21 protein-coding genes are annotated in these 19,830 nt (G+C 73.3%); 11 read left to right on the top strand and 10 right to left on the bottom strand.

Going from position 1 to position 19,830, the window contains the following annotated elements; translation table 11 throughout:
- Positions 1 to 126 precede the first annotated feature (126 nt).
- A complete protein-coding gene (locus tag JX575_RS04500) occupies positions 127 to 1,527 on the top strand; it encodes a DUF222 domain-containing protein (RefSeq protein ID WP_241005331.1) in 1,401 nt (466 codons plus the stop codon).
- 6 nt (positions 1,528 to 1,533) lie between these two features.
- Here JX575_RS04500 and JX575_RS04505 read toward each other — a convergent pair whose 3' ends face one another.
- A complete protein-coding gene (locus tag JX575_RS04505) occupies positions 1,534 to 1,716 on the bottom strand; it encodes a hypothetical protein (protein WP_186341296.1) in 183 nt (60 codons plus the stop codon).
- The gene (locus tag JX575_RS04510) at positions 1,713 to 2,906 is read right to left on the bottom strand and encodes an MFS transporter (protein WP_206054514.1); all 1,194 of its coding nucleotides are present in this window, start codon (positions 2,904 to 2,906) and stop codon (positions 1,713 to 1,715) included. The genes JX575_RS04505 and JX575_RS04510 overlap by 4 nt, the downstream gene beginning before the upstream one ends.
- Before the next feature lie 158 nt (positions 2,907 to 3,064).
- Here JX575_RS04510 and JX575_RS04515 point away from each other — a divergent pair, with 158 nt between their 5' ends.
- Together JX575_RS04515 and JX575_RS04520 are read left to right on the top strand one after the other, a co-directional pair.
- Entirely contained in the window at positions 3,065 to 4,765 is a 1,701-nt protein-coding gene (locus JX575_RS04515) for an NAD(P)/FAD-dependent oxidoreductase (protein WP_186341297.1), read from the top strand.
- A gap of 49 nt (positions 4,766 to 4,814) precedes the next feature.
- Positions 4,815 to 5,762, top strand: coding sequence for an FAD-dependent oxidoreductase (locus tag JX575_RS04520; RefSeq protein ID WP_222129640.1), 948 nt, complete (start codon positions 4,815 to 4,817; stop codon positions 5,760 to 5,762).
- A gap of 8 nt (positions 5,763 to 5,770) precedes the next feature.
- Here the strand turns inward: JX575_RS04520 and JX575_RS04525 are convergent, their stop codons facing one another.
- On the bottom strand, positions 5,771 to 6,136 hold the full coding sequence (locus JX575_RS04525) for a hypothetical protein (RefSeq protein WP_186341298.1): 366 nt from the start codon (positions 6,134 to 6,136) through the stop codon (positions 5,771 to 5,773).
- Positions 6,133 to 6,957 (bottom strand): DinB family protein, encoded by an 825-nt coding sequence (locus tag JX575_RS04530; protein WP_186341299.1) that lies wholly within the window; start codon positions 6,955 to 6,957, stop codon positions 6,133 to 6,135. The genes JX575_RS04525 and JX575_RS04530 overlap by 4 nt, the downstream gene beginning before the upstream one ends.
- A gap of 56 nt (positions 6,958 to 7,013) precedes the next feature.
- On the opposite strand from JX575_RS04530, the gene JX575_RS04535 reads away from it, so the two are divergent.
- Positions 7,014 to 7,901 carry an alpha/beta hydrolase gene (locus JX575_RS04535; RefSeq protein ID WP_186341300.1) on the top strand — a complete coding sequence of 296 codons (888 nt, stop codon included), beginning with the start codon at positions 7,014 to 7,016 and terminating at the stop codon, positions 7,899 to 7,901.
- On the opposite strand, the gene JX575_RS04540 is transcribed toward JX575_RS04535, so the two are convergent.
- Genes JX575_RS04540 through JX575_RS04555 form a run of 4 tightly spaced genes read right to left on the bottom strand, consistent with a single transcriptional unit; the run spans position 7,891 to position 10,965 of the window.
- Entirely contained in the window at positions 7,891 to 8,106 is a 216-nt protein-coding gene (locus JX575_RS04540; RefSeq protein WP_186341301.1) for an amphi-Trp domain-containing protein, read from the bottom strand. The genes JX575_RS04535 and JX575_RS04540 overlap by 11 nt on opposite strands.
- 21 nt (positions 8,107 to 8,127) lie before the next feature.
- Positions 8,128 to 9,276: an acyl-CoA dehydrogenase family protein gene (locus JX575_RS04545; RefSeq protein ID WP_186341302.1), complete on the bottom strand. Its 1,149-nt coding sequence runs from the start codon at positions 9,274 to 9,276 to the stop codon at positions 8,128 to 8,130.
- A gap of 34 nt (positions 9,277 to 9,310) precedes the next feature.
- Positions 9,311 to 10,351, bottom strand: coding sequence for an LLM class F420-dependent oxidoreductase (locus JX575_RS04550; RefSeq protein ID WP_186341303.1), 1,041 nt, complete (start codon positions 10,349 to 10,351; stop codon positions 9,311 to 9,313).
- 53 nt (positions 10,352 to 10,404) lie between these two features.
- Positions 10,405 to 10,965, bottom strand: a complete 561-nt coding sequence (locus tag JX575_RS04555; protein ID WP_186341304.1) for a YbaK/EbsC family protein — start codon at positions 10,963 to 10,965, stop codon at positions 10,405 to 10,407.
- Between the two features lie 59 nt (positions 10,966 to 11,024).
- Between JX575_RS04555 and JX575_RS04560 the strand changes: the two genes are divergently transcribed.
- Both JX575_RS04560 and JX575_RS04565 read left to right on the top strand, forming a co-directional pair.
- The gene (locus JX575_RS04560; protein ID WP_241005332.1) at positions 11,025 to 12,065 is read left to right on the top strand and encodes a glycerophosphodiester phosphodiesterase family protein; all 1,041 of its coding nucleotides are present in this window, start codon (positions 11,025 to 11,027) and stop codon (positions 12,063 to 12,065) included.
- Entirely contained in the window at positions 12,062 to 13,750 is a 1,689-nt protein-coding gene (locus tag JX575_RS04565) for an aminotransferase class V-fold PLP-dependent enzyme (protein WP_241005333.1), read from the top strand. The genes JX575_RS04560 and JX575_RS04565 overlap by 4 nt, the downstream gene beginning before the upstream one ends.
- A 3-nt stretch (positions 13,751 to 13,753) precedes the next feature.
- Here JX575_RS04565 and JX575_RS04570 read toward each other — a convergent pair whose 3' ends face one another.
- On the bottom strand, positions 13,754 to 14,137 hold the full coding sequence (locus tag JX575_RS04570) for a hypothetical protein (protein WP_186341305.1): 384 nt from the start codon (positions 14,135 to 14,137) through the stop codon (positions 13,754 to 13,756).
- A gap of 11 nt (positions 14,138 to 14,148) precedes the next feature.
- A complete protein-coding gene (locus JX575_RS04575; RefSeq protein WP_186341306.1) occupies positions 14,149 to 15,342 on the bottom strand; it encodes a PspC domain-containing protein in 1,194 nt (397 codons plus the stop codon).
- Positions 15,343 to 15,485: 143 nt separating this feature from the next.
- On the opposite strand from JX575_RS04575, the gene JX575_RS04580 reads away from it, so the two are divergent.
- The 5 genes from JX575_RS04580 (at position 15,486) to JX575_RS04600 (ending at position 19,812) form a co-directional block, all read left to right on the top strand.
- Positions 15,486 to 16,844: an ATP-binding protein gene (locus JX575_RS04580; RefSeq protein WP_186341307.1), complete on the top strand. Its 1,359-nt coding sequence runs from the start codon at positions 15,486 to 15,488 to the stop codon at positions 16,842 to 16,844.
- Positions 16,841 to 17,506: a response regulator transcription factor gene (locus JX575_RS04585; protein ID WP_186341308.1), complete on the top strand. Its 666-nt coding sequence runs from the start codon at positions 16,841 to 16,843 to the stop codon at positions 17,504 to 17,506. Before JX575_RS04580 ends, JX575_RS04585 begins: the two co-directional genes overlap by 4 nt.
- Before the next feature lie 67 nt (positions 17,507 to 17,573).
- The gene (locus JX575_RS04590) at positions 17,574 to 18,989 is read left to right on the top strand and encodes an APC family permease (protein ID WP_186341309.1); all 1,416 of its coding nucleotides are present in this window, start codon (positions 17,574 to 17,576) and stop codon (positions 18,987 to 18,989) included.
- A 1-nt stretch (position 18,990) separates the two neighbouring features.
- Complete coding sequence (locus JX575_RS04595; protein ID WP_186341310.1) at positions 18,991 to 19,449, top strand: universal stress protein; 459 nt, start codon at positions 18,991 to 18,993, stop codon at positions 19,447 to 19,449.
- A 9-nt stretch (positions 19,450 to 19,458) separates the two neighbouring features.
- On the top strand, positions 19,459 to 19,812 hold the full coding sequence (locus tag JX575_RS04600; protein ID WP_186341311.1) for a hypothetical protein: 354 nt from the start codon (positions 19,459 to 19,461) through the stop codon (positions 19,810 to 19,812).
- Positions 19,813 to 19,830: the final 18 nt, after the last annotated feature.

The raw sequence follows: 19,830 nt of genomic DNA on the forward strand, positions 1-19,830 counted from the left end.
AAGTGGAGCGAGGCTCGGTGCCCTGCAGTTGGCGGCTCGACGCTGCGTCATTCTGGGCGGAATGCCCCAGCGCAACCCCCGCATCACCGGCCACCCACTGTCGGACCCTCCTGATTGAGTAGTGGCATGCACCTGACCACCGCTCTCGACGTGTTGACCGAGGCCGAGCTCCTCGATCACGCCGACGAGGTCGCGCGGATGCAGCGCGAGTGCGAGGCGCAGGTGCTCCGGATCGCGCTGCAGGTGGCGATCCTGCACGCCCCCGACAGGATCGACCCCGCGGTCGGCTCACTGCCCGGGCGCGAGCGGATCAGGCGGTTCGGGGGCGTGGGGACGCCGGACGTGTCCGAGTTCGCGGCTGCGGCGCTGGGGGCGCGGATCGGCATCTCGACGGGCTCGGCGCACTCCCTGATGGCCGACGCGCTCGATCTGGTGATCCGGCTCCCGCAGCTCTGGCGGCGCGTCGAGGCGCTCGAGGTGAAGGCGTCCTACGCCCGCTTCGTCGCGCGGCGCACGCGCGACCTGACGGTCGAGCAGGCGTCCTACGTCGACGAGCGCGCCGCCGAGTCCGCGGACGGGCGCATCCCGTGGTCCCGCTTCGAGGACCTGGTCACGGGTCTCGTCGTCGCCAGCGACCCCGAGGCGGCCCACCGCGAGGAGCGGGCCAACGCCGCGCGCCAGGTCGCCCGTCCCACGCGCTCCACCGAGAGCGGCATGCGAGGCTTCTTCGTCCGCGCGCCGTTCCCCGTCGTCGCGCTGCTCGACGCCCGGGTGCAGTGGATCGCCGACATCCTGGAGGCCCTCGGCGACACCGACGACCTGGAGGCCAGGCGCGTCAAGGCGATCGCCGTCCTGGCCAGTCCGCACGAGGCCGTCGCCCTCATCGAGGCCTTCATCGCGTGGCGCGACCGTCCTGAGTGCCCGGCCGACGACCGGCACGGCCACGGGCGCACCGGCGATCGCCCCGCGGTCGACTGGTCGAGGCTCCTGCCGACCGTCACCCTCCACGTGCATACCTACGCCGGCCCCGAGCCGACCAGCGCCGCCCGCGTCGAGGGCCACGGGCCGGTCACCGAGGAGTGGGTCCGTCGCCACCTCGGCCCACACGCCCGCTTCACCGTCAAGCCGGCCCTCGACCTCGCCGGCCAGGCGCCCGTCGACGCCTACGAGATCCCCGACCGACATCGCCAGGCCGTGCATCTCATGACGCCGGCCGACACCTTCCCGTGGGGAGTCAGCACCTCCCGCACCCAGCAGATCGACCACACTGTGCCCTTCCGGCGAGCAGGGCCACCGGGGCAGTCGAGCGTGGGCAACTACGGACCCATGACCGGCTTCCACCACCGCATCAAGACCCACGGCGGGTGGCAGGTGCGACAACCGTTCCCGGGCCTCTACGTGTGGCGCGACCCGCACGGGGCGACCTACCTCGTCGACCACAGCGGCACGCGACGGGTGCCGACCGGGAGCAGCCGCAGCCCTGCCGAGGAGCAGCTCGCGCGAGCGCTCTTCACGTTGGCGGCATGACGCGGGTCAGCGTCGGGGCTCGTAGACCCGCAGGGTGTCGCCGTCGTGCTCCTCGGACCGCCCGGCGTCGACGTAGGTGATCGAGCCCCCGCCCACGTCCTCGACGGACAGCGGGTCGCCCAGGACGGGGCAGGAGGCGACCTGCCCGTCCGCGGGGCCGCCACGCAGGATGACCTTCGGAGCGCTCATGCGCCGACCCTAGGCGACCCCGGCCGACGCAGCGCGAGGGGCAGCGTCGCCACCGCGATCGCGCCCGCGACCAGCAGGGCGGTCGTGAACGACGTGAGCTCGGCGATCACGCCGACGGCCACCGAGCCCAGCGCCGTCCCCGCGTCGAAGCCGACGTTCCACACCGCGCTGGCGAGGTGGTGGTGGCGGCGCGAGACGGCGGTGAACGACATCAGCAGGGTCAGGTTCTGCAGGCCGCCGTAGGACAGGCCGACCAGCAGCATCGCGACCAGGAACGAGCCGACCCGCGCGCCGTCGGAGTCCGCGACCGACCACGCCACGAGCGCCATGCCGACCCCGGTCAGGGGCACCAACGGCACGAGCAGGCGGTGGACTCCGTGACGGTCCGCGAGCACGCCGATCCGCCAGCGGCTGAGGGCGCTCGCGAGCCCCATCAGGAGGAGACCGCCCGCCGCGACCGACGGGCGGTCGACCATCTGGGGCGTGAACGTCACCAGTGCGCCACCCGCCAGGGTCACCGTGAGGAGCAGCAGCATCGGGCGCAGCAGCCGGACGTACGCCGCGGACGCCGGGTCGTGCGGATCGGGGGACTCCGCCGCCGGGTGCGGCTCCTGGGTGTCGGGGCGCAGGACCGAGGCGAGCCGCAGCGCCGCCGGGATCCCGGCGACGGGGAGGGCGCTCACGACGAACGCCACCCAATAGCCGAGGCTCTCCGCGAGCCAGGGCCCGGCCGGCAGGAGCACCAGGTTGGGCGCCGCGACGGCGAGGCCGTAGGCGCCGATCGCCTCCCCGCGGCGCCGGGCGTCCACCAGCCCCGCGACGGCCGCGCTGCCGGTGACGGTCAGGACGCCGAAGCCCACGCCTCGCACCGCCGACACGGCGAGGACCACGCAGAGGTCGTCGCTCAGCGTCAGCAGCACGCCGGGGACGCCGAGCAGCAGCAGTCCCACGGTGAGCACCGGCGCCCAGCCGAGGGTGCGCAGCGCGCGGGGGACGAAGAGCTGGGTGAGCACGGTGAAGAGCAGGAGCACGCCGTTGACGAGCCCGGCCCCGGCGGTGCCCGCCCCGCCCTCGACCGCCCACAGCGGCGCGACCGTCAGCAGGATCGCGTAGCCGGAGAACCCGGCGCACGACATCGCCATCAGCGGCGCCATGCCCGGCTGCCGCCAGATCGGGCCCCCAGCGCTCACGGCCCGGAGTCTAACGACGGCGCGGGCGACGACCTCGGCCCTAGTGTGGCCGGGTGAACGAGGAGCACCCGTCGCGTACGCCCGTCGACCCCGCCGCGCAGGCGGGGACGCGGTTGACTGGGGTGAGACTCCAGATCACTCGCGGAAGAGAAGCCGACATGACCCAGACCGCCGCCCCGAGCAGCGAGACCCCGCACGACGCCCCCTCCGAGCCGTGGGACGTCGTGGTGGTCGGCGCCGGCCCCGGTGGCCTGACGTGCGCGGCCTACCTCGCGGCCAACGGCAAGCGGGTGCTGGTCCTCGAGGCCAACCAGGTCGTCGGCGGGAGCACGCAGGTCTTCCGCCGTGCGGGCAACAGGTTCGAGTTCGACGTCGGCACCCACTACGTCGGCGAGTGCGGTCCCGGCGGCCGGATGCAGACCGCGCTGTCCGGGCTGGCCCTGACCGAGCGCATCACGTGGCTGCGGCAGCGCCCCGAGGGCCACTGCCAGATCATGATCCCCGGCACGACGTTCCAGACGCCGACCGGCTGGGACACCTACCTCGAGCGTCTCCTCGCGGCGTTCCCCGACGAGGAGGCCGGCCTGCGCCGGTGCGTGCGGGTGATGCGGATCGTCGCGGCGGGCGAGGAGCCCCACATGCGTCCGTGGATGCTGCTGCGCTGGGGCGTACGCCCGATCACGACGCTGATGGACGCGTGCGGGCTCAGCGCCGACGCGCAGGCGGTGATCCTCGCGGAGAACGGCGACTACACGTGGCCCCCGCACCGGACGCCCACCGCGATGCACGCCGGCTTCCTCCACCACTACCTGCAGGCCGGCGCCTACTACCCGCGCGGGGGCGGCCAGGTCATCGGCGCCCACCTCACCGACGTCGTGCAGTCGCACGGCGGCCGGGTGCGCACCAAGGCCAGGGTCGAGCAGATCCTCATCGAGGACGGACGTGCCGTCGGCGTGCGGCTCCGCGGCGGCGAGGTGATCCGCTCCGAGGTCGTCGTCTCAGCCGCGGACTACAAGAAGACGTGGACCGAGCTGGTCGGCGACGCCCACCTGACCCGCCGGCTGCGGCGCCGGCTGAAGAACCTCGAGATGACGCTGCCGATGTTCGCGGTCTACGTCGCGCTCGACGTCGACCTGCGCGAGCGCGGCACGCCGCCGCTGGCCTGGGTGTGGCCGACCAACGACGTCGACGGCTACTACCGCGAGGTCGCGGCCGGCCGTTGCCCCGAGCTGATGCCGGTGGGCATCAGCTGCCCGACCGCCAAGGACCCCGAGGGCACGCACTCCGCGCCGCCCGGCTACTCGACGCTCGAGCTGGTGAGCTGGGCGCCGAAGGACCACGCGTTCTGGAACGTCGACACCGACCCGGGCGACGGCGACGGCTACGGCCGCGACGAGCGCTACCGGCAGCTCAAGGACGAGCTCACCCAGCGGGTGCTGGACACCGCCGAGCTGATGATCCCCGACCTCCGCGAGCGGATGGTCTTCTGCGAGGCCTCCACGCCGATCACCCAGGAGCGCTTCACCCTCACCAGCGACGGTTCCTGCTACGGCATCGCGCCGCTCCTGCGCAACCTCGGCCCGTTCCGGCCGCGGGTCACGACCCACATCCCAGGGCTCTTCCTCGCCGGGGGCAGCACCCAGCACATGTTCGGCATCAACGCCACGATCTGGGGCGGGATGGGCACCGCCGGGACCATCCTGGGGCGCGACCTGGTCGAGGAGGTGCGCGACGGGGCCGTCTTCGTCGACGAGGCGCGCCTGACCGAGATCACGGACGACTTCGACCCGCTGCTCGCCTCCAAGCCGGGGTCGGCGATCCGGCGGCCCGCGCGCCGCCGTCCCCGGGCCACGGCCTGACCGGCTCGGGGACACAGCCGGGCCCGCCCCCGGTCGTACGCTCGGCCGCGTGAGTGTGCGTCGTGTGGTCGTCGTCGGCGCCGGCCTGTCCGGCGTGGCCTGCGCCCGCGAGCTGCGGTCGGCGGGCCTGGACACCACGGTGGTCGACCGTGGCCGGGTGCCCGGCGGCCGGATGGCCGCGCGGCGGTTGTGGGACCGGCCCGTCGACCTCGGGGCGTCCTACCTCACCGTCAGCGACCCGGGCTTCGCCGCCGTCGTCGACGACTGGGCGGCGCGCGGCCTGGCGCGCGAGTGGACCGACACCCTCTCCGTCCTCGGCGACGGCGACCCCGCGGAGACGGTCGGCCCGATGCGCTGGGGGGCGGCCCACGGCCTGCGCTCGCTGGTCGAGGACCTCGCGCGCGGCCTCGACGTCCACCGGCGAGACGTCACGACCCTCGACGAGGCCGACGCGGCGGACGCCGTCGTCCTGGCCATGCCCGACCCGCAGGCCCGGCGACTGGTGGGCGACCACCCGGTGGCCGAGGCCCTGACCCGGGAATGGGAGCCGGTCGTCGCGGTGGCCGCCCGGTGGCTGCGGCGCACCTGGGACGACGCGAGCCCGGGCGGTCGCTTCGAGGGCGCGTTCGTCAACGGCGACCCCGATGTCGGCTGGATCGCCGACGACGGCCGGCGTCGCGGTGACGACGCCCCCGTGCTCGTCGCCCACTCGACGCCCGAGCGCGCCGCGCGGCACCTCGACGACCCGGCGGCGGCCGCCCCGGCCGTCGTGGGTGCGGTCCGCCGACTGGTCGGTGCGGCCGAGCCCGACGACGTGCACGTCCACCGCTGGACCTTCGCCCGTCCGGTGGGACGCCGCGACGACCCCTTCGCCCTGGTCGAGGGGGCGCGGCTGGTCGGCGTCTGCGGCGACGGGTGGGGGCAGCGGCCGCGGGTCGAGGCCGCCTGGCTCTCGGGCGTACGCCTGGGGCGGGCGCTGGCCGAGCGGCTCGGGTGAGGGCCGCGTCACCTGGGGCGGAAGCCCGAGCACATGATCCGCAGGTGCTCGATCGCGTCGCCTCCGCGGTAGTAGGCCTGCTGCTCGGCGACGTACGAGCCGCCGGGGTTGGTCAGGTCGAGGCGGTAGCCCACGTGCGAGGTGTCGGCCACGTCCTCGCGCTCGGAGACGTCGACCACCCGCTCGATCTCGTCGGGCGGCTCGAACCACGACCCGAAGAGGATCTCCACGACGGCGTCGGGGCCGGTGCCCTCCCACAGCCGCCCGGGCGTGAGGCCCTTGAAGTCCACGTCGTCGGCGAGCACGGCGCGCAGCGCGGCCTCGTCCTTGGCGGCGATGGCGCTCGCCAGCCGTGCTCCCAGGGTCCCGCTCACGGCGCCCAGTGTGCTCCCGTGGGCCAGCGCGAGTCCAGCGTCGTGAGGTCGCGCTCGGCGTACGAGCGGTGCTCCCACTCCTCGCGGACCACCACCCGCAGGCAGTCGGCGACCGTCAGCGAGTCGGCGTCCCGCAGGAAGGGCGTGGCGGAGGAGACCGCTCGCTCGAGGCCCTCCTCGGTCAGGTCGTCGAGGACCGCGCCCACGGTGGCCCGCCGCTGCGCGCGCACCTCGAGCACCTCGTCGAGCCCCGGGCGCGCGTCGCGGTCCCACGGGACGCCGTCGTGCTCGGGCGCCTCGTCCCACGGCAGGTCGAGCGGGTGCCACGGCGCCGGGTCGGCCAGCACGACGCCCCCGACCCAGCAGGCGTGCGCGAACCCGAGGTGGCGCAGGGTCTGGACGAAGGACCACTCGCCGTCCACCTGCTCGTGCAGCGCCTCCGGCGGCAGGGCTCGGGCCCGGTCGACCGTCTCCGCCCACAGGCGGTCCAGTGTGTCGAAGGCGGTGCGGAGGCCTGCCGCGTCCGTGGGCCGCATCAGCGCGCGCTCGGGCGTGCGCCGGTCGAGCTCGGCCTCGACGAGCGGCACGACGTCGACGCCGTTGACCAGCACCCGCCCGAGCTCGCCGGAGATCTCGAGGTGCGGGGCCTCGACGCCGGTCATCCGGACCCCGTCGAGGTAGGCCGCGCGCACGCGGGTGCCGCTGAGGTCGACGTCGCGCAGGTCCATCCCGGTCAGGTCCGCCTCGCGGAACGAGGCGCCGGAGAGATCAACGCGCTGGAAGGTGGAGCCGCCCAGGTCCTGCTCGGTGAAGTCGGTCATGCCCAGCAGGCTAGAAGGCGTTGCGGACGGTCCGCGACCGGTTCGATGATGGGGCGATGACCGCCGCACCCCGCACGCCCGGCACCGTCGCGGTCCCCGGCGCCGTCCTGTCGTTCGACGTCGTCGGCGACCTCGCCGACGCCACCCCCGACACCCCGCCCCTGGTGCTGGCCGGGTCGCCGATGGACAGCACGGGGTTCGGCAGCCTCGCGGCCCGGCTCGACGGTCGGGTCCTCGTGCTCACCGATCCGCGCAACACCGGACGGAGCACCCCCGACGACGCCACGGCGGCGGTGACGCCCCAGCAGCACGCCGAGGACCTGCACGCGCTCGTCGCCGCGCTCGGGGTGGGGCAGGTGGACGTGTTCGCCAGCTCCGGCGCGGCGGTCAACCTCCTCCACCTTCTCGCCGCGCACCCCGACGACGTACGCATCCTGGTGGCCCACGAGCCGCCGATGGCCGGGCTGCTGCCCGACGCCGACGCGATCGCCCGGGCCTGCGACGACATGGTGGCGACCTACGACGCCGCGGGCCAGGGGCCGGCGATGGCGCGGTTCATCGGGCTGGTGACGCACCGCGGCGAGGTCACCGGCGACGAGCCGGCGCCGGACCCGGCGATGTTCGGCCTGCCGACCGAGGACGACGGCTCACGCGACGACCCGCTGATGGCCAACGTGCGTGGTGGAGGCGTCATCTCGGTGCCGGACCTCGACGCCGTGCGCGCCGCGCCGACCCGGGTGGTCGTCGGCGTGGGGGAGGAGTCCGGCGGTCCCGACGACGGCGAGATCGCGGGACGGGCCGCCCACGCCGTCGCGCGAGCGCTCGGGCAGGAGCCGGTGGTGTTCCCCGGCGGGCACAACGGCTTCCTCGGTGGCGAGTTCGGCCAGACCGGCGCCCCGGACGAGTTCGCCGCGCGGTTGCGCGAGGTGCTCGCTACCAGGTGAGCTCGATCTCGACCTCGTTGTCCTCGCCGAGCTCGACCTCGACCTTGAGCTTGACCTCGTCGGGCACCGAGACGGTGACCTTGCCGCCGTCGCGCAGGAACTCGACGGAGTTGTGCTTGGCCAGCGAGTCGGCGAGCGCGTGCAGCCGGGTGGCCGCCTCCTCGCGGGTCATGGTGCGGGTCTCGTCCATCTCGAAGAGGTCCATGGCGGTGAACCTATCGGGTGGCTACAACCCGAGCATCCGCCCGATGATCTCCTTCTGGATCTCGGTCGTGCCGCCGTAGATCGTCTGGATCCGCGAGTCCGTGTAGGCCTTGGAGATGGGGTACTCGTCCATGTAGCCGTAGCCGCCGTGCAGCTGCACCCCGGCGTCGACGACGCGCTTCTGCAGCTCGGTCGTCCACCACTTCGCCATCGAGGCGAGCGCGGTGTCCACCTCGCCGGCGTTGAGCCGCAGCACGCAGTCGTTGATGAAGACCCGCGCGATGTGCGCCTCGGTGGCCATCTCGGCGAGCACGAAGCGGTTGTGCTGGAACTTCCCGATGGGCTTGCCGAACGCCTCGCGCTCCTTGGCGTAGGCCAGGCACAGGTCGAGGACGTGCTCGATGGCGGCGACGGCGATGCAGCCGATCGAGACGCGCTCCTGGGGCAGGTTCTCCATCAGCGAGACGAACCCCGTTCCCTCTGCGCCGAGCAGGTTGGCCTTGGGCACGCGGACGTCGGCGAAGGACAGCTCCGCGGTGTCCTGGGCGTGCAGCCCCATCTTGGCCAGGTTGCGTCCGCGCTCGAAGCCCTCCATGCCGCGCTCGACGACCAGCAGCGAGATGCCCTGGTGGCCGGCGTCGGGGTCGGTGCGGCAGACCACCACGACGAGGTCGGCCAGGATGCCGTTGGAGATGAACGTCTTCGACCCGTTGAGGACGTAGTGGTCACCGGCGTCGACCGCGGTCGTGCGGATGCCCTGGAGGTCGGACCCGGCGCCCGGCTCGGTCATCGCGATGGCGGTGACGAGGTCGCCGGAGACACAGCCCGGGAGCCACCGCCGCTTCTGCTCCTCGGTCCCCAGCGACGAGATGTAGGGGACGATGATGTCGGTGTGCACCGCGAAGCCGGGCCCGGTGGCGCCGGCGCGCGCGGCCTCCTCGGCGAGCACCATGTTGTAGCGGAAGTCCTTGATGCCCGGCCCGCCGTAGGCCTCGTCGACGTCGAAGCAGAGCAGGCCGCGCTCCCCGGCCCGGCGCCACACCTCGCGGTCGACGATGCCCGCCTCCTCCCACGCGGTGTGGTGCGGCACCACCTCCTTGTCGAAGAAGGCGCGCGCGACGGCGCGGAAGTCCTCGTGCTCCTGCTCGAGGATGGTGGGGCGCTCAGGCATGTGTTCCTCTCGGTGAGGGTGCGGGCCGTTCGGCTCAGGACACCCATTCCTTCACCTGCGCCACGGTGGCGGCAGGGTCCTCGCTGACGGGCGTGATGTTGAGGTCGGTGACGCCGGCCTCGCGGAACGCCTCGATCCGCTCCTTGACGTACGACGCCGGGCCGACGAGGTTGGCGGCCTCGAGCCACTCGGTCGGCACCAGCGCCTCGGCCTCCCGCTTCTTGCCGGAGAGGTAGAGCTCCTGGATCTGCTCGGCCTCCCGCTCGTAGCCGTAGGCGCGCGCGACGTCGTTGTAGAAGTTCTTGCCCTTGGCGCCCATGCCGCCGACGTAGAGCGCGAAGATCGGGCGCGCGAAGTCGAGGAGCGAGGTGGTGTCGGGACCATCGCCGATGGAGACCATGCCCCCGGCCATCACCTGCAGCGGGCCCAGGCCGGGCTGGCGCTTCGCGGTGCCCGCCGCCAGGGCGCCGCCCCACACGCGGTGCGCCTTCTCGGGGTGGAAGAGGTGGGGGATCCAGCCGTCGGCGATCGCGGCGGTCTGCTCGACGTTCTTCGGGCCCAGCGCGGCGATCCAGATCGGGACGGTGTCGCGCTCGGGACGGTTGAGCAGCTTGAGCGGCTTGCCGAGGCCGGTGACCGCTCCGTGCTCCTTGTCGAGCGGCAGGTGGAACTCCCCGGCGGCCGACAGCGGCTCGCGCCTCAGGCCGCTGCGGATGATCTCGACGACCTCGGCGGTGCGCGCCATCGGCCGGCTGTAGGGCACGCCGTGGAAGCCCTCGACCACCTGCGGACCGCTCACGCCGAGGCCCAGGATCGCCCGACCCTGGCTGACGTTGTCGAGCCCGGCGGCGGTCTGGAGCAGGGCGCCGGGCGTGCGGGAGTAGATGTTGAGGATGCCCGAGCCGATCCGGACGGTCTCCGTCTTCGCGGCCAGGTAGCCCATCAGCGTGGGCGAGTCGAAGCCGTAGGCCTCTGCGACCCACACGCTGTCGAGGCCGGCCCGCTCGAGCGCGACGACCTCGTCGGCCGCCGTGCGGGGGTTGCCGTCGTACATCAGCAGGGAGGCGAGGCGCATGCAGCAATCGTGACAGTGCCGCTGTCACGATGGCAAGGGTCGCCGCGTGGTGCTCAGCGGCCCAGGTCGGGCACCACCTCGGCACCGGGGAGGCCGGCGAGCGCGGGCCCGGGCACCAGCAGCTTGGAGCGGCGTACGCCGCTGCCGATCACCACGACCGGCTCGGCGAGCAGCGCCTCGTGCACCAGCACGCGCCACCCGGACGGGAGCCCGACCGGGGTGATGCCGCCGTGCTCCATGCCGGTCTCGGCCACCGCGCGCTCCATGGGGAGGAACGACGCCTTGCGCACGTCGAGCATCCGGCGCACGAGCGTGTTGACCTCGGCCCGCGTGTCGGCACGCACCACGCACGCCGCGACCCGCTCCTCGCCGGCCCGCGAGCCCGCCACGACGACGCAGTTGCCGCTGGCGGTCATCGCGATGCCGTAGGCCTCGCTCATCGCGGCGGTGTCGGCGAGGTCGGGGGCGATCTCGACGACCGCCACGTCGGTGGCGCCCGGCCACGAGTCGAGCGCCGCGGCGACGGGCGGCGCGAGCAGCTCGGGGTGCTCGGTGGCCGGCAGGGACGTCAGGGAGGGGAGGCTGGGGAGCGTCACGGGGCCATCATCCGCCATTCATCCCGACGCCATCTCGGCACCACCGCCGGGTCGCCCGCGGCGGGCACGGTGGTGCCGTGACGGTGACTCGCGAGGCCCCCCGGGCCAGGACGGTCTCGACCTCGTCGTTGGTCGCGACCCCTGCCGTGGTTGCGCACCGCGGCGCCAGCGGGCACCGTCCCGAGCACACGCTCGGCGCCTATCGCACGGCCATCCGGATGGACGTCGACGACATCGAGGTCGACCTCGTCGCCACCCGCGACGGGGTGCTCGTGGCGCGCCACGACCTGGACCTGGGGGCGACCACCGACGTGGCCGACCACCCCCGGCTGGCGCACCTGCGCCGCACCCGCAGCATCGACGGGGTCGACCAGCGGGCCTGGTTCGTCCAGGACCTCACGCTGGCCGAGGTCACGACGCTCGCCGCCCGTGAGCGGATGCCCGCCACCCGCCCGGCCAGCGCGGCCTACGACGGGACGGAGGGGGTGCCGAGCCTCACCGAGGTGCTGGCGATGGCCGGTGCGGAGTCGGCCAGGCGGGGTCGGCCCGTCGGGCTGATGCTCGAGCTCAAGCACGCCGCCCACCACGACGCGGCGGGGCTGCCGCTCGAGGTGCCGCTCCTGCGCGGCCTCGCCCGGCACGGCCTCGACGACCCCTGGGCGCGGGTGACGCTGATGTCCTTCGAGTCGCCCGTCCTGCGACGCCTGACCCGCCTGACCCGGCTCCCGTTGGTGCAGCTGCTGGCGCCGGGGCACCTGCCGCCGCCGGAGGAGCTCGACAAGATCGACGAGTACGCCGACGGAGTCGGCGCGCACACCTCCCTGGTGCTCCCGCGCGACGGCGGGGGAGCGATCGGCGCGCCGTCCACGCTCGTGCGCGATGCCCACCGGCGCGGGCTGACGGTCCACGCGTGGACCGTGCGCGCGGAGAACCGCTTCCTGCCCACCAACCTCCGCCGCGGTCATGCCCGCGACGCACCCGGTGACATGGCAGCCGAGGTGCGGGCGCTGCTCGCTGCCGGGGTCGACGGCGTGATCACCGACCACCCCCAGGAGGCGCTGGCCGTGGTGCGGGAGGTGCAAGGCAACGCCTCGCACCGGCGTACGCTCGCCCCGTGACCCACGCCGGCGCCCCCTCGACCCCGCTCCTCGAGCGCATCCGCGCATCGGTGATCGGCGACGACCAGGTGATGCACGGCCCCTACGGACCCCGGCGCGTCACCTACGCCGACTACACCGCGTCGGGTCGCAGCCTGAGCTTCATCGAGGACTTCATCCGCACCGAGGTGCTGCCGGCCTACGCCAACACCCACACCGAGGCGAGCGGCACCGGCCTCCAGACGACCCGGCTGCGCGAGGACGCGCGGCGGATCATCCGCGACGCCGTCGGTGGCGACGAGGAGACGGTCGTCGTCTTCTGCGGGTCCGGCAGCACCGCGGCCATCGACAAGATGATCGGCATCCTCGGCCTCCGCGTGCCCTCCACCCTCGAGGACCGCTACGCCCTCAGCGACGCGATCCCCGCCGACGAGCGCCCGGTGGTCTTCCTCGGCCCGTTCGAGCACCACTCCAACGAGGTGAGCTGGCGCGAGACCATCGCCGACGTCGTCACCATCCACGAGGACGCCGACGGCCGGGTCTCGCTCGACCACCTCCGCGAGGAGCTCGATCGCCACGCCGACCGGCCCCTCAAGATCGGCTCGTTCTCGGCTGCCTCCAACGTGACCGGCATCGTCACCGACACCGAGGGCGTCGCCGACCTGCTGCACCAGCACGGCGCGCTGAGCTTCTGGGACTTCGCCGCGTGCGCGCCCTACGTCGACATCGAGATGTACGGGCCGGGTGGCTCGCACAAGGACGCGATCTTCCTCAGCCCCCACAAGTTCATCGGCGGCCCCGGCACCCCCGGGGTCCTCGTCGTGCGCCGCGAGCTCATGGCCAACCGGGTGCCGGTCGTGCCCGGCGGCGGCACGGTGATGTACGTCAACACCTCCGAGCACCGCTACCTCGACGACCCGGCGCACCGGGAGGAGGGCGGCACCCCCGCGATCGTGGAGTCCATCCGCGCCGGGCTGGTCTTCCAGCTCAAGCAGGCCGTCGGGGTGGAGACGATCCAGCAGCACGAGGAGGAGCTGCTCGGGCGGGCCGTGGAGGCGTGGGTCGCCGAGCCGACCATCCAGATCCTCGGCAACCTCGACTCCCAGCGGCTCTCGATCGTCTCCTTCGTCATCAAGGCGCCCGACGGCGCCTACCTGCACCACAACTTCGTCGTCGCGCTCCTCAACGACCTGTTCGGCATCCAGACGCGCGGCGGCTGCTCGTGCGCCGGCCCCTACGGGCACCGCCTGCTCGACATCGACCTCGACCGCAGCCACCGCTTCGAGGCCCAGATCGCCGGCGGGTGCGAGGGCATCAAGCCCGGCTGGGTGCGGGTCAACTTCAACTACTTCCTCGACGAGGAGGTCTTCACCTACGTCGTGGAGGCGGTGCGGCTCGTCGCCCGCGAGGGCTGGCGGCTGCTCGGCGACTACCGGTTCGACCCCCTCACCGGCCTGTGGCACCACCGCACCGGCCCGGTCGAGCCGCCGCTGCGCCTGACCGACGTGACCTACGGCCCCGACGGCACGATGACCTGGCCGACGCACCCGCAGACGGCCCCCGTCTCGGTGCTCCGTGAGCACCTCGACGAGGGCCGCGCGATCATGGCCGCCGCGTCGCCGCCCGACTGGTCCGACACCGCCCACCTCGACGAGGACTTCGACGCCCTCAGGTGGTTCGCGCTGCCCGCCTGCTCCCTGGGCTAGGCATCACGGCTGGGAGCGCGCCGGCCCTCGCCCGGTGGGCCAGACGGTGGCGGCGAGCCCGGCGGCGCCGGCCACGAGCCACGGCATCGGCATCAGCCAGCGCAGCTGGTGGGTCTCCACCACGTCGCCCTGCAGGAGCGCCCACACCACCACCATGCCGGCGAAGGCGACGCCCATCACGAGCTGGCCGACGTTGACCGGGTGCAGGCCCGTGGCGCGGGCGGGTGCGTCGAGAGGGCCGGTCATCGGCTCGTCGTACGCCGTCGGCCAGGCGTCCGGCCCGGCGGTGGCGTCCACCGGGGCGCCGGTGTCGTAGGAGAACGCGTCGAGTCCCGCGGGGCGGAGCTCGTCGTTCCGGTGGTCGTTCTGGTTCTCGTTGTCGCTCATGGCAGTGCTCCTCAGGCCGCTTCGCGGACGACGACCTCGCCGCCGACCAGGTCGATGGTGATGGACATGTCGGGGACGCCGTCGCCGCCGTCGACGAAGCCCTCCTGGCTGATGGCGAAGCCCCCGCTGCGCTGGCCGAAGACCACGGCGCTGCCACCGACCACCTCGGCCCGGACGTCGACGTCCATCCCCTCGGGCACGATCACGTCGACCTGCCCGCCGACCGCGTCGATCGCGACGTCGCGGCCGTCGAGCCCGTCGACGTCGGAGACCCCGGAGAGGTCGAGCGTGAACCGGCCGCCCCCGAAGTCGTACGTGTCCTCGACGCCCGCGGCGGTGGTCGGGGCGACGTAGCGGTTCTCGTCACCGATGGTGCTGTTGACGGTCGTCACGGCGGTGGTGATCGCCGCCACCAGGCCCAGCAGGATCAGGCCTCCGGCGCGACCCCAGAACGAGCCGAGCACCAGCATCACGGCGGTGATGCCGAGCGCCAGCGCCGGGTAGGCGCTGTCCGCGACCGTCACGCCGGCGACGTCGACCACGCCGAGGACGCCCTCGGCCAGCGCGATCAACGCAAGGGTGAACCAGAACAGGATCGGCCCGCGCCGGCGCGGGGTGCGCGGCTCCGGTCGCGGCGTGCGGGCGTAGGACGTCCACGCCGGGTCGGTGGGGGGTGCCCAGGCAGGCTCCGGCGGGGGAGCGTAGGCCGTGGGCTCCATGGGCCCCGCGTACGTGGTGCCGGCGCGTGGGGGCGGTGACCCCGGCTGCTTGCGGTGCAGGAACCACACCACGAGGGCGGCGACGATCGCCAGCGGCCACGGGAACCAGAAGGCGCCGGCCCAGTCGCTGAGCGCGGCGACCAGGGCGAGCACGCCGGCGGCGCCGAGGGCGATCGTCCGGTTGCGCTCGTCGAGGCCCAGCGGCTCGTCGGCGGTGCCCTCCTCGGGCACCAGGAGCCAGGCCGCGACGTAGACGATGAGTCCGGCGCCGCCGAAGAAGGCCCCCACCGCCAGCGCCACGCGCACGATGATCGGGTCGATGTCGAGGTGGCGGGCGATGCCGCCGGCCACGCCCGCGACGTACCGGTCGGTGACGCTGCGCCGGAGCCGGCCGAGATCCTTCATCTCGTCGCGGGTGAGGCGAGGGCCCGACGGGGGAGGGGTGGCCTGGGCGGGCTGCTCGGCGGAGGGGTTGACGTCGTCCATGGCTCCACTCTCCCCGCGTGCGCCGCCCGCCACCATCGGGGACAGCCCTGATCCGTGCGGTGGTTCCCGGGGTGGGGGTCAGGGTCGGCTCGGGGTCGAACCTCATGGTCGCGGCCCTGCGCGCCTGCGACGATGGAGCCACGATGAGCCATCCCCCGCCCCCCGCCCGCCCGGCCGCCCGCCCGTCCCGTCCGTCCCACCCGGACGAGCCGCGCCGCGCCTACCGCGACCTCTCCGCACCCCTGGTGGGCGGGGTGGCCTCGGGCCTGGCGCGCCACCTCGGGCTGCCGGTGCTCTGGGTGCGGGGGTTCTTCGTCGCGACCGCGTTCCTCGGCGGCTTCGGACTCATCCTCTACGCCGGCCTGTGGGTGTTCCTGCCCGCCGGTCAGCACTTCGAGGTCGGCGCTCCCGGCCTGGAGAGCGCGACCCGCACCGGCAAGCGTCCCGGGCGCCGCTCGCTGCTGCGCGACGCCGGGCCCGCGGTCGCGCTCGGCGCCCTCTTCCTCGGCGTGGTGCTCGGCGTCGAGGCCCTGTTCGGCCAGGGGGCCCTGTTCTGGCCGGTGGTCCTCGCGATCGCCGGCGTCGGACTGCTCTGGCGCCAGGCCGACGAGGCGCAGCGCGAGCGCTGGATGGACTCCTCGGGCCGCATCGACCCGTTCCGGGCGATCTTCGGCAACGGCGGCTGGGCCGCCTACGGCCGCATCGCGGCCGGGCTGGGACTCATCGTCACCGCGCTCGTCGTCTTCGCCCTCGCCGGCCGCGCGACGATCGCGGTCCCCGTCGTGGTCGCGGGGCTGCTGGGGCTGCTCGGCCTGGCCATCGTGGTCGGCCCGTGGGTCCTGCGCCTGGTCAACGACCTCGGCGCCGAGCGGGCCGAGCGGGTGCGCACCCAGGAGCGCGCCGACATGGCCGCGCACCTGCACGACTCGGTGCTCCAGACCCTCGCGCTCATCCAGAAGAACGCCCACGACGCCACCACCGTCGCCCGGCTCGCCCGCTCGCAGGAGCGCGACCTGCGCCAGTGGCTCTTCGAGGCCGACACCCCCGACACCACCACGCTCGCCGGTGCACTCAAGGAGATGGCCGCCGACGTCGAGTCGCAGCACCCCGTCGTCGTCGACGTCGTCACCGTCGGCGACTGCGACCTCGACGAGTCGCTGCGCCCCGTCGTCCTCGCGGCCCGCGAGGCCGTGGTCAACGCCGCCAAGCACGCCGGAACCCAGCGTGCCGACGTCTACGCCGAGACCACCCCGGGAGCCGTCGACGTGTTCGTGCGCGACCGCGGCGCCGGCTTCGACCCTGGCGCCGTCGCCGCCGACCGCCACGGCGTCCGCAGCAGCATCGTGGACCGGTTGGCGCGCCACGGCGGCAGCGCGGACGTACGCTCGGCACCCGGTGAGGGGACCGAGGTGCGCCTGCACATGCCGCGCGCTCCCCAACGGCACGACCGCCCGCACGACCGCCCGCACGACAGCCCGCCCGACCGCGAGGAGACCCGATGAACCAGGCCAGCCCAGAGCGTCCCGTGCGCGTCGTCCTCGTCGACGACCATGCGATGTTCCGCGCCGGGGTGCGTGCCGAGCTCGCCGCGAGCGGTGCGGGGCTGGTCGAGGTCGTCGGCGAGGCGGCCGACGCCGACGCCGCGGTCGCCGTGGTGCGCGAGCTGCAGCCGCAGGTGGTGCTGCTCGACGTGCACCTGCCCGGCGGTGGCGGCGTCGAGGTGATGCGGCGCCATCCGGCGCCCGACACCCTCTACCTGGCGCTCTCGGTCTCCGACGCCGCCGAGGACGTCATCGGCACCATCCGCGGGGGTGCGCGCGGCTACGTCACCAAGACGATCACGGGCCCCGAGCTCGTCGACGCCATCCTGCGCGTCGCGGGCGGCGACGCGGTGTTCTCCCCGCGGCTGGCCGGGTTCGTGCTCGACGCGTTCGCCGGCTCCATCGACGTCGCCGCCGTCGACGAGGACCTCGACCGCCTCACCGAGCGCGAGCGTGAGGTGATGCGCCTGATCGCCCGCGGCTACGCCTACAAGGAGGTCGCCAAGGAGCTCTTCATCTCGGTCAAGACGGTCGAGACCCACATGTCGTCGGTGCTGCGCAAGCTCCAGCTGTCGAGTCGCCACGAGCTGACCAAGTGGGCCTCCGACCGCCGCCTGCTCTGAGCGGCACCGCGCCCGTCCGGGTGGGCGGCGATTGACAAAGCCCTCGCCGAGGCGCTGGGGTCGGGGAATGGCAGACACTGCGTCCCCCGCGACCGTCGCCGACGACGACGGCGGGCTCAAGCGGTCGATCACCGGTCGCCTCCTGTTCTTCTACGTCCTCGGAGACGTGCTGGGCTCCGGCATCTACGTCCTCATCGGCTCCGTCGCCGGCGAGGTGGGCGGAGCCTTCTGGGCCGCCTTCGCCGTCGGTGTGACGGTCGCCGGCTTCACCGGCCTGGCCTACGCCGAGCTCGCCACGAAGTACCCCCAGGCGGCCGGCGCCTCGCTCTACGTCAACAAGGCGTTCGGCAAGAAACCGCTGACGTTCCTCACCACGGTGACCTACCTGTCGGCCACCTTCGCCGCCGCCGGGTCGCTCGCGGCCGGCTTCTCGCAGTACGTCGCCGAGGTCTGGGACGCGCCGCCCGCCCTGCTGGTGATGATCGCCTTCATCCTGCTGCTCGCGCTGCTCAACTTCATCGGCATCACCGAGTCGGTGGTCGCCAACATGCTGATGACCTTCGTCGAGATCATCGGCCTGGTCATCGTGGTCGTCATCGCCATCATCTACATCGGGCAGGGCAAGGCCGACTTCTCCGCGCTCGGCGACTTCTCGACCGGCGACAACGTCATCTTCGCGATCGTCGCCGGTGTCGCCCTGTCGTTCTTCGCGATGACCGGCTTCGAGAACGTCGCCAACGTCGCCGAGGAGACCGTCGACCCCAGCAAGAACTTCCCGATCGCCCTGATCGGCGGCATGGCCACCGCCGGCGTGATCTACGTGCTGGTGTCGATGTCGGCGGCCCTCACGGTCCCGATCGACACCCTCGCCGAGTCCGACGCCGCCCTCCTCGAGGTCGTCAAGGCCGGCATCCTGCCGCTGTCGGTGACGGCGATGACGCTGATCTTCGCCATCATCGCGATGATCGCGATCACCAACACCACGCTCGTCCAGGTCGTCACCCAGTCCCGCATCCTCTACGGCATGGCCCGCGAGGACGTCGTGCCCGCCGCGTTCGGCAAGATCCACAGCTCGCGCCGCAGCCCCTACGTCGCCCTGGTCTTCAGCGCCGCCGTCGTCATCGGCCTGGTGGTCGCCGGCGACGTGCTGGGCCGCATCGGCCTCGACGTCGACATCGTGAGCCGGCTGGCCTCGGTGACGGTGGCGCTCCTGCTGGCGGTCTACGCCGGCGTCATCGTGTCCTGCTTCAAGCTGCGCGGCCAGGACGAGTCCGACGACACGTTCCGCGCCCCGAGCGTCCTGCTCGTGCTGGGACTCATCGGCAACATCGTGCTGCTCGGCTACGTGGTCGTCACCGACCCGTCCTCGTTGATCTGGTGCGCGGCCCTCGTCGGCCTCGGCGGGATCCTCTACGTTGTGGAGAAGGTGTTCGGGTCCCGCAACCCCGACTCCGCCGACACCGGCGCCGTGAAGGGAGCCTGACATGCACGTCATCGTCGCCACCGACGGCTCGCGCCAATCCCTGGCCGCAGCCAAGCACCTCAAGTCCTTCGCCGACCCCGCGAAGATCACCGACATCTCGGTGATCGCGGTGCTGCGACCGCTCGCCTCGGTGGCCTTCGCCGACGACGTGTCCGAGCGCGGGTTCGACGGCTCCTTCCGCGACGCCGCGCAGAACGCGGTCGACGCCATCGCCGCCGTCTTCGACGGCTGGGGGCCGAAGGTCCACAAGCGCATCCGCAGCGGCTCGGCGGCCAACGAGATCATCAAGGCGGCCAAGCAGTACGACGCGGGGCTGGTCGTGGTGGCGGCCGGCGGCCGGGGTCTGAGCGACAGCGTCCTGGTCGGCAGCACCGCCCAGCGCGTCCAGCACTACGCGCCGTGTCCGGTGCTCGTCGTACGCCCAGCACCCAAGCCGCGGAGGCGCAAGAGCGATCGTTAGGCTCCCCCCATGGAGACCCTGCGCCTGGTGCTGCTGTTCGCCCACATCCTCGGCTACGCCGCCCTGCTCGGCGGGCTGCTCGTCCAGGTGCGCAGCGACACCAAGACGGTCAACTCGCTGATGCGCGACGGCGCCGGCCTCGCGTTCGTCGCCGGCCTGCTGCTGGTCGGCGTGCTGGAGCAGGTGGCCTCGCCCGATCACGCCAAGATCGCCGTGAAGTTCGGCATCGGCCTGGTCATCCTGGTGCTGGTGATGGTCAACATGCGCAAGCCGAGCATCCCGCAGGGCCTCTACCTGGGCCTGCTCGCCCTGACGGTCGTCAACATCGGTGTGGCCGTCTTCTGGGCCCCCACCCACGCCTGATCGGGTGTCCCCCCTCCC

Source organism: Nocardioides sp. zg-1228 (genome assembly GCF_017086465.1).
Taxonomy (GTDB): domain Bacteria; phylum Actinomycetota; class Actinomycetes; order Propionibacteriales; family Nocardioidaceae; genus Nocardioides.

What these genes read in the sequence shown, in the direction of transcription:
- JX575_RS04500 (WP_241005331.1), top strand. Translation starts at nt 127, where the DNA reads ATGCACCTGACCACCGCTCTCGACGTGTTGACCGAGGCCGAGCTCCTC.
- JX575_RS04505 (WP_186341296.1), bottom strand. Translation starts at nt 1,716, where the DNA reads ATGAGCGCTCCGAAGGTCATCCTGCGTGGCGGCCCCGCGGACGGGCAG.
- JX575_RS04515 (WP_186341297.1), top strand. Translation starts at nt 3,065, where the DNA reads ATGACCCAGACCGCCGCCCCGAGCAGCGAGACCCCGCACGACGCCCCC.
- JX575_RS04530 (WP_186341299.1), bottom strand. Translation starts at nt 6,957, where the DNA reads ATGACCGACTTCACCGAGCAGGACCTGGGCGGCTCCACCTTCCAGCGC.
- JX575_RS04535 (WP_186341300.1), top strand. Translation starts at nt 7,014, where the DNA reads ATGACCGCCGCACCCCGCACGCCCGGCACCGTCGCGGTCCCCGGCGCC.
- JX575_RS04540 (WP_186341301.1), bottom strand. Translation starts at nt 8,106, where the DNA reads ATGGACCTCTTCGAGATGGACGAGACCCGCACCATGACCCGCGAGGAG.
- JX575_RS04545 (WP_186341302.1), bottom strand. Translation starts at nt 9,276, where the DNA reads ATGCCTGAGCGCCCCACCATCCTCGAGCAGGAGCACGAGGACTTCCGC.
- JX575_RS04550 (WP_186341303.1), bottom strand. Translation starts at nt 10,351, where the DNA reads ATGCGCCTCGCCTCCCTGCTGATGTACGACGGCAACCCCCGCACGGCG.
- JX575_RS04555 (WP_186341304.1), bottom strand. Translation starts at nt 10,965, where the DNA reads ATGGCGGATGATGGCCCCGTGACGCTCCCCAGCCTCCCCTCCCTGACG.
- JX575_RS04570 (WP_186341305.1), bottom strand. Translation starts at nt 14,137, where the DNA reads ATGAGCGACAACGAGAACCAGAACGACCACCGGAACGACGAGCTCCGC.
- JX575_RS04575 (WP_186341306.1), bottom strand. Translation starts at nt 15,342, where the DNA reads ATGGACGACGTCAACCCCTCCGCCGAGCAGCCCGCCCAGGCCACCCCT.
- JX575_RS04580 (WP_186341307.1), top strand. Translation starts at nt 15,486, where the DNA reads ATGAGCCATCCCCCGCCCCCCGCCCGCCCGGCCGCCCGCCCGTCCCGT.
- JX575_RS04585 (WP_186341308.1), top strand. Translation starts at nt 16,841, where the DNA reads ATGAACCAGGCCAGCCCAGAGCGTCCCGTGCGCGTCGTCCTCGTCGAC.
- JX575_RS04590 (WP_186341309.1), top strand. Translation starts at nt 17,574, where the DNA reads ATGGCAGACACTGCGTCCCCCGCGACCGTCGCCGACGACGACGGCGGG.
- JX575_RS04595 (WP_186341310.1), top strand. Translation starts at nt 18,991, where the DNA reads ATGCACGTCATCGTCGCCACCGACGGCTCGCGCCAATCCCTGGCCGCA.
- JX575_RS04600 (WP_186341311.1), top strand. Translation starts at nt 19,459, where the DNA reads ATGGAGACCCTGCGCCTGGTGCTGCTGTTCGCCCACATCCTCGGCTAC.